The sequence below is a fragment of the Maritalea sp. genome (assembly GCF_051251695.1).
In the GTDB taxonomy this organism is placed as follows: Bacteria; Pseudomonadota; Alphaproteobacteria; order Rhizobiales; family Devosiaceae; genus Maritalea.
The window spans coordinates 1-12,510 of record NZ_JBPOEU010000019.1 but is presented as its reverse complement, the minus strand read 5'-3'; the positions used below and the strand labels follow the sequence as shown (position 1 = coordinate 12,510).

Sequence of the window (12,510 nt, the reverse complement as noted above, 5' to 3'; positions counted from 1 at the left end):
CCGCAGAGAACCGATTGAGCTGCTTCCACTTTTGTGAGACTTATGTGAATATTCTCCAAAATTAAGGAAGAAGATGCTGAACCTTGAGCTTGTCGTCGACCAAATTGAAAAACTTTTGAATGAAGATACTGATTCGAGCATCACTTACGCAGCGCTAGAGTGCCGTTTGGCAATTGAGTTAATCTGTTACGAACGCCTTCGTTTGGCACATGATTACATCTCTCACGACGACCTAAAAAGATGGCAACCACGCGATATTGTTAGAGTGTTAATTCAGGAGGTGGATTCTAAGGCAGCAGAGACGTATACAGTTTCGATTTCCAAAGATCCTACTCCAAAAGGGGCACAAGAGCCGACTCAGGAAGAGTATCAGGCTATGGAGTATTTGCCGATTGGCACCCACGTCGGCTTCGATCCAAAGAAACTCGGCAGCCTCTGGAACGCCTTGGCAAAGCTGGCACTACATATCAGGTTGCCTGCGAACAAGTCAGATACTGTACCCCAGTACGGAGACAAAGAAGCAACCAAGAAGAAGGTTTCCGAAGCACTTGCGGAAATTAAACGCATTGGCGAGGGAACATTAATATCTACAGGAATAGGTGAAGAGATTTCATTTGAGTGCTGTTGTGGTTCAAAGAACAAGCGGCGCTTCGAACTTCTTAATGATGGGCAAATCGTGACCTGCATCAATCCAGACTGTGATGAAAGCTATGTCTTTTTTAAATCTGACCTGACATTCGGGCAAAGAGTTCTCGAAATTGCTTGCCGAGCATGTGACACAAAACGCGACTTACCCAAGAAAAAAGTAGAGAAGTTGCGAACGGATCAAAAAATCCACTTTGATTGCGAGGGCTGTGGGGAGACCATCTATCTAGCGTGGCGCCCGATGCAGACACAGAAGACTGCGACAACCATGCAAAATTGACGTCACTCTCCAACAGCCCCCCCGGCTAGGACTGGCTTGATTGCGGAGCTCTGCATTAGGGCTGGGAGTCGTTAGCAAAATTGAAATTTCCAACCGCAATCTCGCGCTCATAATAGTTCATATTCCAACACCAAACGATTTGGCTGACTAAGCTGTTCTTGAGGAAGTGCATGGCAAGTGGATCGAATGTCAAAAACGGGCTCTAACCAGACTAGAACCATTTCAACCAAGCCGCACTCCGACTTAGCCCTTCACAGCTTGCGCTTTAATCCACTTAGCAACCGACGGCGCTATTTCCTCAAGTGGATCGAGTACAAAACTGCGTTCGTGGGCGTGGGGATGAGGCACGGTTAGGCGGTCGGTGATGAGCTTCATCTGGCCGAATGCCACAACGTCGATGTCGATGAGGCGGGGGCCCCATTTTTCTGTCCGTTTGCGGCCCATTGCTTCTTCGATCATCAAACAGGCGTCGAGCAAATCTATTGGACCCAGCGCGGTCTCGACTTCAATTGCCATATTAAGGAACGGGTCTTGATCCGTTTTGCCCCATGGGTCGGTTTCAATGATGCCAGATTTGCGGGTGATGTGGATATCGGGGTGCGCATCTAGGCGTCGCAATGCTTCAAGCATTTGCGCGCGTGGGCGACCAATGTTTGCACCAAGACCAAGCCATGCTTTGCCCATCAGCTTGTCTCCCGGTCCCGAACCATTTCAACGGCAAATTCGCCGACGACGACAGGAATTGGTGCTTCTGGTTTGCGAACGCGAATTCTGACCCATTCAATTGTTGGGAACGTTTGAAAAAGCTGATCGATGATGTGCTGGCCTAACGCCTCGATAAGCTTAAAACGCGTTTCAGTGACGTGGGTGTTTACGAGGTTGAATATTTGGTCGTAAGAAATAGTATCTTCGACTTCGTCGGTGCCGCCCGGTTTTGTGAGGTCCACGCCGCACTCCAAATCGATGCGAAAGCGCTGCCCGAGTGCGTTTTCTTCCTGCATAACCCCATGATATCCGTAAAAGGCGAGGTCGGATAAAATGATCTTGTCTTCAATGCGATCTGGTTTTGACATGAGTTAGATATCCTTAGCGGGCGGAGGGCCATAGATTGTAGCGTGCGCTACCTGCAAAGCGTCATAGTTTTCGCGCACATCATGTACGCGGAAAATATGGGCGCCCTTGGTATATGCTAGTAGCGTGGTTGCCCCGGTTGCTGCAACCCGTTCTTTAGGCTCAACCCCTAATAGTTTGCCAAGTGAAGATTTGCGAGAAAAGCCAACCAATACTGGGTATCCCAAAGCGCAGATCTCATCGATGCGATTAAGAAGGGTGAAGTTTTCTTCGTAATTTTTGCCAAACCCAAACCCGGGATCAAGCAAAATTTGACCTTTAATTAATCCCGCATCTTCAGCGATTTGAACGCTTTTATTAAAGTATCGCTTCATTTCCGAAACGATATCTTTTGAGGTGTCCCGGTTTGGATCCCAATGCATCAAAATTGAAGGGGTGTTATAGTGGGCCGCGACGTCCGCCAGTTCCGGATCTCGTTGAAACCCCCATACATCATTGATGATGGTAGCGCCGGCTTGGATCGCTTGATGGCCAACGACGGCTTTATAGGTGTCGATTGAAACAGGCTTGCCAATTTTGGCTTCCTGCAGCGCATCGAGCACGGGCATGACGCGGTCAAGTTCAACCTGTGCGCCAACTTCATTTGCGCCGGGGCGGGTGCTTTCCCCGCCAACATCGATGATGTCAGCTCCGGCTTCGACCATTCGCGTGGCTTGCGCCACCGCGTCAGCGACGTGATTGTGGTCGCCGCCGTCCGAAAAACTGTCCGGCGTTGCATTTAATATGCCCATCACCAAAGGTTTAGGGCCGAGTTCCAAAGTCTTGTCGCCCATTTGCAGGGAGAAAGACTTATGCATCGCTTATCGCCTGATATTGCGCATCTGTTGGGGTGCCAAACAGATCATACTCGTCAGAATCGTTGATTTTGACTTGAACCATGTCGCCGGGTTTGATGTTCTTCGCATCATCAATGAAGACTTGCCCGTCAATTTCTGGCGCATCCCATTGGGAACGGCCAAGGGCTTTGTTGTCTTCTGGTGCAACATCATCAATTAACACATCAATCGTGCGACCAACCTTTTGGCCCAAACGGTCGATTGAAATCGCCTGTGCTTTTTCCATCAAACGGCCATAGCGCTCTTGTTTGACTTCGTCAGGTACAGCGCCTTCAAGTTCGTTCGCCAGTGCGCCCGTTACGGGTTCATAGGTAAATGCGCCAACGCGATCGATTTGGGTTTCGTCGAGCCAATCCAGCAATTGTTGGAAATCATCCTCAGTTTCACCGGGGAAACCCACAATGAATGTTGAGCGGATGGCCAAGTCCGGACAGACCTCGCGCCACGATTTGATGCGGTCAGCGGTTTTGACTTGATTGGCGGGACGGCGCATGGCTTTAAGCACATTGGGTGCTGCATGTTGGAACGGAATATCAAGATAAGGCAAGATCTTGCCTTCAGCCATCAAGTGGATGGACTTATCGACATGTGGATAAGGATAGACGTAATGCATGCGGATCCATGCGTCCATGTCACCTAGTTCGCGTGCAAGATCATGAAAACGTGCGTCAATATCGCGTTTATGAAAACGTGATGAGGCATATTTGATGTCTTGGCCGTAGGCGCTTGTGTCCTGCGAAATCACCATGATTTCTTTTACACCAGCTTTCACCAAACGTTCTGCTTCGTAAAGCACGCTGGCAATCGGGCGAGATTGTAAGTCGCCGCGGATTGAAGGGATAATGCAGAAGGTGCAGCGGTTGGAGCAACCTTCAGAGATTTTCAAATAGGCATAATGGCGTGGTGTGAGACGCAGGCCGTCGGCAGGCACCAAATCTTCAAATGGCTTGTGGACAGGTGGCAAGTTCTCGTGAACCGCAGACACAACTGCCTCATATTGATGAGGTCCAGATACTGCGAGCACTTTTGGGTGCGTGTCGCGGATCAATTGTTCTTCGATGCCAAGGCAGCCGGTGACAACAACCTTGCCGTTTTCATTGATGGCTTCGCCGATTGCCTCAAGGCTTTCGGCTTTGGCGCTATCCAGAAATCCGCAGGTATTGACGATAACGAGGTCTGCACCCTCATAGTCGCGGGAGAATGTGTAGCCTTGCGCGCGCAAAGTCGTCAAAATCCGCTCGGAATCAACGAGTGCTTTTGGGCAGCCTAGGCTAACAAGTCCAATGGTCGGGTTCTGGTTCATCAAAATTGCCTTTTTGAAGGATCAAAGCGCTTTCTAACGCTTTCATACCTCACGTCAAGCAAAGTCGGCGAATACCTTGTCCAATGTGTCGCATAGGAAGTCAGCGTTTTCTTGTGAAAATACCATTGGTGGCTTGAATTTTAGCACATTATCCAACGGCCCATCCGTTGAAAGCAAAATGGCGCGGTTGCGCATTTCATTGACAATTTTGCCTGCAAGCTCAGTTGCTGGTTCCAATGTGTTGCGGTCCTTCACCAGCTCGATGCCCAAAAACAGGCCGTGGCCACGTACGTCACCGACAAACTCGTATTTGTCCTTAAGCGTGTCCCAACGCTTCAGGATATAGTTGCCAAGCGTGTTGGCGTGGTCCTGCAAGCCCTCACCTTCAATCACGTCCATTACGGCTAATCCAACAGCCATCGACACCGGACTGCCGCCGAATGAGTTGAAGTATTCCATGCCGTTGGCAAAGCTCTGCGCCAGTTCTTTGGTGGTGACAACGGCGGCGAGGGGATGCCCATTGCCGATCGGTTTGCCCATTACAACAATGTCTGGCACCACGTCTTGCAGTTCAAAGCCCCAGAAGTGCTCTCCCACGCGCCCAAAGCCGCACTGGACTTCATCGGCAATGCAAACGCCGCCTTGTGCCCTTATGGCTGCGTAAGCGGCTTTGAGGTAGCCATCAGGGAAGGCGATTTGCCCACCGACGCCCGAGATTGATTCTGCGATGAACGTTGCAGCGCCGTTGCCGGTTTTCTGTTTGATGTTTGCAACGCATTGTGCGACAGAGCGCGCATAGGCCTTACTCGCATTTTCAGAATAGCCTTTATGCGGCCCACGATAGGGATCTGGAAAATCTGCGATCTCAACAAAGTCGGGCTGAGGGAAACCGCCACCGCGTTTAAACTTGTAGGGGCTTATATCGACAGCGCCTTGTGAATTGCCGTGGTAGGCCCAGTCGAGCACGACGGTGTTTTTCTGTCCGTTTGCGTGCCGTGCGATGCGTAACGCTAATTCATTGGCTTCGGTGCCAGAATTCACGAAGTAAGCGACACTTAAGCTGTCGGGCAGTTTGGATGTGATGCGCTCGGCGTAATCAAGCACCAGGTCGTTCAAATAGCGTGTGTTGGTGTTCAGAATTCCGGCTTGGCGTGAAATGGCTTGAACAAGGTGCGGATGGCAGTGTCCGATATGGGTGATGTTGTTGACGCAATCTAAGTAGGCGCGACCTTGATGATCGAATAGGTGGACGCCTTCGCCCCGGACAATTTTGAGCTTTTTATTGTATGAAACGCTGAGTGACGGACCTAAGAGTTTCGCTCTGCGTTCCATCAAGACTTCTGGGTCATTATTATCAATTTGGTATGTTTCCGGGGCTTGGCCCAACATCAAATCAGGATCAATGCAGATTTGGCTCCAGACATGCCACAGGCTTTTGTGGCCAACACCGTAAAAATTCTCTTTGTGCCCGAACATATCCGTCATGATTTGGAAGTGCAGGTGAGGCGACCAGCCGCCATTTACGTCCCAGTCGCCGATATGGCCGATCAATTGGCCGGGCTCAATTTGATCGCCCGCTTTGTGCAGTTCAAATATTGAGGGTGAAAGGTGGCCATAAAGCGAGAAGAACGGAACGCCCTCATCGGTTTCATGGCGCAGAATTAGTGTGGGGCCGTAGTCCAAATGAAAGGCATTATCAAAAACCGTGAACACGGTTCCAGCGATGGGTGAATAGAGAGGCTCGTCTGCATCTACAAAAACATCCAGCCCCATGTGCACCGTGCGGCGCTCTGGGGATGCGGGTGATGCAAAGGCTGCGCTTTGATAGACCGTGCGGTCTTCGCCATAGCGTCCAATGCCATATCGAGCGCCGGTTTCTTGCCGTTTGGCGTTAAACCAAGTGTCAAATTCAGCCGCCGATAAATCAGGAACAGACTGGTCACTGCCATCGGCTGGGATAACGAAACGGCTTTGATATTTGAAGTCGGGCATGAACATCGGCGCAAGAACTTGGCGCAAGTTCGTGAGGTGATTCACAACATGTTGGCCATTTTCGATGGCCTCAAAACCAGCAGCATCTCGAAACAGCGCAGTCATGAACCCGACATCAACGCTTTCCAACCGCTCGAGCAGATCAAATGCTGGTTTTTGGGAAACCAATAGATATTGATTATCTGGGTATTTTTTCGCTTGTTCAGACGACATGCAAACGCTGGAAACTAGGCGCATGCGCAATAGATCGAATAGCACGTCTAATTCGTCTTCGGTCAACGCAAATGCGTTCGTATAGCCTTTCACCAAAGCGTGGCTGGCGGCATAAACGTCTTCTTGCCCCAAAAGTGCATAGGCCATGCAAACAGCCAATTCGTTGATTTGACGGCCAAAACACATATCGCCAAAATCGAAAACGCCTTTGATCTGTGTATTGTCTTGGGCGTCAACGATGATGTTGTTGTCGTTCGCATCTTGATAAAGCACTGCGTTGCGTAAGTTCTTCAGTTTGGGCTGCACTATATCTTCGTAGCGCTGGAACAGTGCTGTCACCCGTTCGCGATCACCTTGATCGGCGATGGCTGAACTCAATGGACGAAGCGAGTATACATTGTCCAAATTCCACTCAAAATTTGGGCGATGGGCAGCGGGGTGCGAAAAGCCCTGCAGGGAAGCTGATAGATGTCCAATCGCGCGGCCCAAATTCTCAAGCGTTTTTATATTGGGTTTAGCAGCACTCAGGAGCGGCCCAGAAATGAAGGAAATCAGCCGTACCGCGTGTGAAGCATCACCATGCTGGACTGTGAAAATGTTGTCGCCAGCTTTGTTTTCGATTTGGGCAGGTGCCAGCGCGTAGCCAGAAGTCGCGAGGTGGGCCATGGCCCTGGATTGCAGATCAAGGAAATCTAAATCTTCAACAATGTTGGAAATTTTTAAAACAAATTTTTCAACGCCTGTATCGATCAGGACATTCTGATCGCGTTCGCTTTCTAAAGCGGTTTGGTCGCCGTTGATCCCGAAATGTTCATCAAGGATCTGGTCAATTTGTGATGGAGTGAAGGCTGGAGGCGGAGAATCGAACGCAGACATATGTTTCCCAAACGTGAGATTGTATCCAATATGACTAACATAGCGGATTTCTCATTGGGTCAACAGGGGGAATGATAGAGGAAGGCGCGAATTTTTTGTAATGGGTTGATGCATTTAGCGCATCAACCCAATGACGTTGTTTAGATTAGTCAGCTTTTGGCTTTGGTGTTCGTTTACGTGCAGGTGCGCGCTTTGCAGCTGGTTTTTTGACCACAGTTTTTCTTACCGGCGCTTTTGCAGGTACAGGTTCGATAACTTTTTGTTCTTTGAACTCGACTTCTTCGTCCGCTAATTCTTCCAACGCATCTTTTACATCATCAAAAATGCTCATGGCTGGGCGCGTGGTTGGCGCCAGGGTAATGTGTGTTTCGTTTTTCTTGAAAAACACAAGAAGTGTTTCGCAGATCACGCGTAGCAATACGAAACTACCCAGACCAACGATGCCTATTTCCAATATGCCCCAAATGCCGGCGCCAAATGATTGTGCGAATGAGCCAAACAGATGACGGATTGCCCATAGTCCAATGCCGCCCAATCCCAAAAGGTAGAGCAGTTTAATGATTTTTGGCGCAATCATACGATCTAGATTGAATATGGTGCCGCTGGTGGCAAGTTTTTTTAAATCATCAAGTGTCATTGGTTTAATCAATTTCCAGTGGTTAAAGTGCTGTTGCTTGTTGGTTTTATCAGATTTTCAGAGATTTATCTATTCATTTGCACTGCCGGTTTCAACCGGCCCGAAGTGCCTTTGAAAACTTAGTTTTAACGCACTATCAAGTTCGGGCATTGAAATGAGTTGGCCCAAATCTTCAAAACTCGTCACGCCTTGGTCGGATATGCCGCAGGGCACAATGCCGCGATAATCATCTAAATTTGGGTTTAGGTTGATGGAAATGCCGTGAAAACTGACCCACCGGGAAACGCGCACACCGATAGCTGCAATTTTGTCCTGTCTGCCAAACCCTTTGTCTGGGCGCTTTACCCACACGCCAACTCGGCCATCAACCTGCTCACCAGCAATGTTAAACTGGGCTAATGTATCAATCACCAGTGATTCCATGGTGCGCACAAATGCGCGTACATCCCGCCCACGTTCTCGCAGGTCTAACATGAAATAAACGACGCGTTGTCCGGGGCCATGGTAAGTATACTGACCACCACGACCCGCATCAAAAACCGGCAAAAGATCTGGGTCAGTTAAATCGTCTTTTTTGGCCGAGGTGCCTGCGGTATAAAGCGCTGGATGTTCCAGCAGCCATGCTTTTTCCCCGGTTTCGTGAGCGACAAGTTTTTCCACATGGGTTTTCATCTGTGCCAGCGCGAACGGGTAGGGCACGGGCTGGTCGTCAATATGCCAGCCAACGGGCTTATCGTCATCGCGAAAAAGAGTTGCGTGGGACATGATGGTGGTGCTCTAAGCTTTCAAAATGACACAGATGATTTCATGTTGTTAATGGTTCGCTAACCATAAATTCAGCATAGTCATCTTGTTGAAGTTTCACTTATGGCTTTTTCGCCGAGATTTCAATTATCTTCAATTGCCTTTGTATCAAGATTTGGTGTTAGCAGTAAGTATGGACAGACTGAATTCTATCGAAGTCGATATCACTGTTGAGTTGGGCGCCACCGACATGCCTATCCACCATCTGCTGCGTTTAGGTCGCGGCGCGGTGATTGAACTTGATGCAACAGAGAATGACCCGCTCAAGATTTACGCGAACAATATCCTTGTTGCCATTGGTGAAATCAAGATTGACGATGGACAATTGTCTGTGGGTATTACCGAAAAAATTGTACGCAAAAGCTAAGGCGTCGCAAAACTTTCAAAAAAACAATCAATTCGCTTGTAACCCATAATCTCATTTGCTAATGGGTGTCGCGCTTGCTGTGTTTGAGTGAGCAATTGATAGATGCGGCCGTGGCGGAATTGGTAGACGCGCAGCGTTGAGGTCGCTGTGGGGTAACACCCGTGGAAGTTCGAGTCTTCTCGGCCGCACCATCAAACAACTTGCTTCAAACTTATCAAGTCGATTTCTGAAGTTCATCAGTCTTACCAGCCTAATGGTATGTGACATTTTTATGTCACCCTCGGCTTTTACTCTCCTTTCCTGTTTTTCATTTCACCTTATTGATTTTGGCCGAATCCAGCCCAGTAATGATCAATTTTATTAGCGCGCCAATCGGATAGTTACTGTTTCTTTACCTTGTTTTTATACATTCAAAACTGATGATATTTTGCGGGGCTTGGCTTCGAAAGGGACGATCGTAGTGATTGGAAATTGGCTAAAACAAAACTTTGGAAATTCGGGTGCTGCTTCAGACGCAGAAATGATCGTAGCGGGAATTTCAAGATCTCAGGCGGTAATTGAGTTTGATTTGTCAGGCACAATCATAACGGCAAACGAAAACTTTTTGTCAGTTCTTGGTTATGAACTCGATGAAATTGTCGGGCAACATCACAGTCTGTTTATCGATCCTGAATATGCCAAAGGCGTCGAGTATGCCGATTTCTGGAAGCGCTTGTCGGCTGGGGAGTTTTTCTCGGATGAGTTCATGCGGATTGCTAAAGGTGGCAAAGAAGTCTGGATACAAGCAACATATAACCCTGTTTTGGATGCTGATGGGAAGCCCGTTAAGGTCGTCAAATTTGCTTCAGATATTACTGAACAAAAACAAAAAACTGCCGATGCGCGTGGACAAATTGAGGCGATTGGTCGATCGCAGGCCGTCATTGAGTTTGATTTAGACGGAACCATTTTGGACGCCAATCAGAACTTTTTGGATACGCTGGGGTACTCACTGAAGGACATAGTAGGTCGTCACCACAGAATCTTTGTCGATCCATCAATTGTAAATTCTGACGACTACAAACACTTCTGGGCTAAGCTCGGGCGTGGTGAGTATGATGCTGGGCAATATGAGCGATTTGGCAAGCGGGGGCAGTCAGTTTGGATTCAGGCCTCTTACAACCCGATTTTTGATGATTCTGGGCGACCGGTAAAGATTGTTAAATACGCGACCGATATTACGGCTCGCCGCCGCGCAATTTCTCTAATTGGTGAGACATTAGAGTATATGGCGCAGGGCGACCTATCCCACAAGATCGAAGAAAAACTAGACGGTGAACTGGACGAAATCCGCCAAGCGCTCAATCAAACAATTGAGCAGTTTAGTACGATTGTGACCAAGTTGCAGCAGACATCTCGTGCTTTGCGCGGCGCAACCGGCGAAATTCTCGCGGGTGCAAACGATTTGAGCGACCGTACAGCGAAAGAGGCTGCTGCTGTCGAAGAAACATCTGCTGCAATAGAGGAAATGTCGACAGCGGTTACTGAAACGCGACAACGTGCGTCAGAAGCATCTGAAACCACCAGGCAGGTCGCCGCTGATGCAACTTCAGTTGGTGAAGTGATGGATCGCGCTAACAATGCCATGGAAGGTATTGCGACGTCAGCAACAGAGATTTCCAACATTATCGGGTTAATCGATAATATCGCATTCCAAACCAATTTGTTGGCGCTGAATGCTTCGGTTGAGGCGGCCCGTGCTGGCGAAGCTGGAAAAGGGTTTGCCGTGGTTGCCGTGGAGGTTCGTCGTCTTGCTCAATCTGCCGCAGAGTCTTCAAGCGAAATCAAAGCACTTATTGAAAAGTCGACTGAAGAAGTTGTCAATGGAACTGAATTGGTGGCAGACGCCAGTTCACAAGTTGGCAGTATGGTTGAGCGGATTTCTCAGAGCAGCTCATTGGTTGAAGAGATTTCAGTGGCCATGAGCCAGCAGGCGGATACGATTTTGGAAGTAGGGCAGGCGGTTCGTCAGATTGACGAAATGGCGCAGCAAAACGCTGCCTTAGTCGAAGAAACAAATGCTGCTATCGAGCAATGCGAAACGCAAACGGTTGAGTTGGACAATGTTGTTGATGAATTTAAGCTTAGTCCAGCTGGCCAAACGCTGAGATCAAACAACAGCCTTGCCGCCTAAGTAGAGTAAAAAAACTGCCGAAGTTTTTGCTTCGGCAGTTTTACATAATTTAATTTCCAGCAGATTTTGCAGTGAAATCGTCCCAAATAGCTTTTAGCGCTTCTTGGTTGTCACCCGCGGCTTGAATTGCTGCCTTTAGAAGGTTCTTTTCAAGGTCGCCGAGATCAGATTCGTCGACCGATTTGATCATAGACTCTGCAGTAAGGGCGTTTTCAACACTCTCCACCACATTCTTGACTTCTTCTTTAGCTGCGGCCGCTGCGTCTTCAGCTGCTTTTGCAGCTTCTTCGGCTGCCATTGCAGCTTCTTCTGCGGCTTTAGCGGCTTCTTCTAGCATTTTGGCGTCTTCAGCAGCCTTTTCTTCGGCAGCTTTTGCTTCCATAGCTGCTTTTTCCTCAGCGGCTTTGGCTTCCATAGCAAGCTTTTCAGCAGCGTCTTTTTCAGCTTGAAGCGCCATTTCAGCTTGGACACGAGCTTGTTCTGCTTTTTGACCGCTGTCGTAAATATAGTAACCACCACCAATCACAATAATGGCTGCGATAATCGCAATAACTGTCTTATTCATTTGTTTAGCCCCATTTGTTCCCTAGCGCGAATTGCGCGTGTGCTACTCGATTGCGCGAATTAAAGGCGCAATTGTGGCGATGCCTCAATTGGCCCTTAGGTATAGTTGCAATTTCGATGGGTTTTTACTGGGCTAGTCAAACAATTTGAACGATAGGCGGGAGCAGTTGAATTCGTTCAAAATCTAGCAAAATTTGAGACTGATGATGCTAGTGAGACGCTGCCGAGGGCGTACCCTCGGCAGCAAAATTGTTGGCCTAGTTCCCAGATGACTGCGCAGTGAAATCATCCCAGATTGCTTTAAGAGCTTCCTGATTGTCGCCTGCAGCTTGAACAGCCGCTTTGAAGAGGCTTTTTTGAACATCATCTAGATTGGATTCATCAATCATGGTGGTCAATGATTCAACAGACAGTGGAGACTCTGCAGCTTTTGCGGCGGCTTCTTCAGCAGCAGCCTTTGCAGCGACTTCTTCGGCGGCAGCCTTTGCAGCGACTTCTTCGGCGGCAGCCTTTGCAGCGACTTCTTCGGCGGCAGCCTTTGCAGCGGCTTCTTCAGCAGCAGCCTTTGCAGCGGCTTCTTCAGCAGCAGCTTTTGCGGCGGCTTCTTCGGCAGCAGCCTTTGCAGCGGCTTCTTCGGCGGCAGCCTTTGCAGCGGCTTCTTCGGCGGCAGCCTTTGCAGCGGCTTCTTC

Annotated in this window: 12 protein-coding genes and 1 tRNA gene; 4 read left to right on the top strand and 9 right to left on the bottom strand. The window is 48.9% G+C overall.

Annotation, left to right across the window (positions count from 1 at the left end; all coding sequences use genetic code 11):
* The first annotated feature begins 73 nt into the window (after positions 1–73).
* Positions 74–925, top strand: a complete 852-nt coding sequence (locus tag ACSHWX_RS12275; RefSeq protein WP_435668519.1) for a hypothetical protein — start codon at positions 74–76, stop codon at positions 923–925.
* 243 nt (positions 926–1,168) lie between these two features.
* Here ACSHWX_RS12275 and folK read toward each other — a convergent pair whose 3' ends face one another.
* The 7 genes from folK to lipB form a co-directional block, all read right to left on the bottom strand.
* The gene (gene folK / locus ACSHWX_RS12270) at positions 1,169–1,609 is read right to left on the bottom strand and encodes a 2-amino-4-hydroxy-6-hydroxymethyldihydropteridine diphosphokinase (RefSeq protein ID WP_435668518.1); all 441 of its coding nucleotides are present in this window, start codon (positions 1,607–1,609) and stop codon (positions 1,169–1,171) included.
* On the bottom strand, positions 1,609–1,998 hold the full coding sequence (gene folB, locus ACSHWX_RS12265) for a dihydroneopterin aldolase (RefSeq protein WP_435668517.1): 390 nt from the start codon (positions 1,996–1,998) through the stop codon (positions 1,609–1,611). Before folB ends, folK begins: the two co-directional genes overlap by 1 nt.
* A gap of 3 nt (positions 1,999–2,001) precedes the next feature.
* Positions 2,002–2,853: a dihydropteroate synthase gene (gene folP / locus ACSHWX_RS12260; RefSeq protein ID WP_435668516.1), complete on the bottom strand. Its 852-nt coding sequence runs from the start codon at positions 2,851–2,853 to the stop codon at positions 2,002–2,004.
* A complete protein-coding gene (gene rimO, locus ACSHWX_RS12255; RefSeq protein WP_435668515.1) occupies positions 2,846–4,195 on the bottom strand; it encodes a 30S ribosomal protein S12 methylthiotransferase RimO in 1,350 nt (449 codons plus the stop codon). Before rimO ends, folP begins: the two co-directional genes overlap by 8 nt.
* 54 nt (positions 4,196–4,249) lie before the next feature.
* Positions 4,250–7,276, bottom strand: a complete 3,027-nt coding sequence (locus ACSHWX_RS12250) for an aminotransferase class III-fold pyridoxal phosphate-dependent enzyme (RefSeq protein ID WP_435668514.1) — start codon at positions 7,274–7,276, stop codon at positions 4,250–4,252.
* A gap of 145 nt (positions 7,277–7,421) precedes the next feature.
* The gene (locus ACSHWX_RS12245) at positions 7,422–7,913 is read right to left on the bottom strand and encodes a DUF4282 domain-containing protein (RefSeq protein ID WP_435668513.1); all 492 of its coding nucleotides are present in this window, start codon (positions 7,911–7,913) and stop codon (positions 7,422–7,424) included.
* A gap of 69 nt (positions 7,914–7,982) precedes the next feature.
* Complete coding sequence (gene lipB, locus ACSHWX_RS12240; protein WP_435668512.1) at positions 7,983–8,678, bottom strand: lipoyl(octanoyl) transferase LipB; 696 nt, start codon at positions 8,676–8,678, stop codon at positions 7,983–7,985.
* A gap of 172 nt (positions 8,679–8,850) precedes the next feature.
* Between lipB and ACSHWX_RS12235 the strand changes: the two genes are divergently transcribed.
* From ACSHWX_RS12235 to ACSHWX_RS12225, 3 genes are all read left to right on the top strand, one after another.
* Positions 8,851–9,084 carry a FliM/FliN family flagellar motor switch protein gene (locus ACSHWX_RS12235; RefSeq protein WP_435668511.1) on the top strand — a complete coding sequence of 78 codons (234 nt, stop codon included), beginning with the start codon at positions 8,851–8,853 and terminating at the stop codon, positions 9,082–9,084.
* 104 nt (positions 9,085–9,188) lie between these two features.
* Positions 9,189–9,275, top strand: a tRNA-Leu gene (locus tag ACSHWX_RS12230).
* A 269-nt stretch (positions 9,276–9,544) separates the two neighbouring features.
* Positions 9,545–11,257 (top strand): methyl-accepting chemotaxis protein, encoded by a 1,713-nt coding sequence (locus ACSHWX_RS12225; RefSeq protein WP_435668510.1) that lies wholly within the window; start codon positions 9,545–9,547, stop codon positions 11,255–11,257.
* 49 nt (positions 11,258–11,306) lie between these two features.
* Here the strand turns inward: ACSHWX_RS12225 and ACSHWX_RS12220 are convergent, their stop codons facing one another.
* Together ACSHWX_RS12220 and ACSHWX_RS12215 are read right to left on the bottom strand one after the other, a co-directional pair.
* The gene (locus tag ACSHWX_RS12220; RefSeq protein ID WP_435668509.1) at positions 11,307–11,822 is read right to left on the bottom strand and encodes a hypothetical protein; all 516 of its coding nucleotides are present in this window, start codon (positions 11,820–11,822) and stop codon (positions 11,307–11,309) included.
* Between the two features lie 256 nt (positions 11,823–12,078).
* The coding region (locus tag ACSHWX_RS12215; RefSeq protein WP_435668508.1) for a hypothetical protein at positions 12,079–12,510 on the bottom strand (432 nt) is incomplete at its 5' end.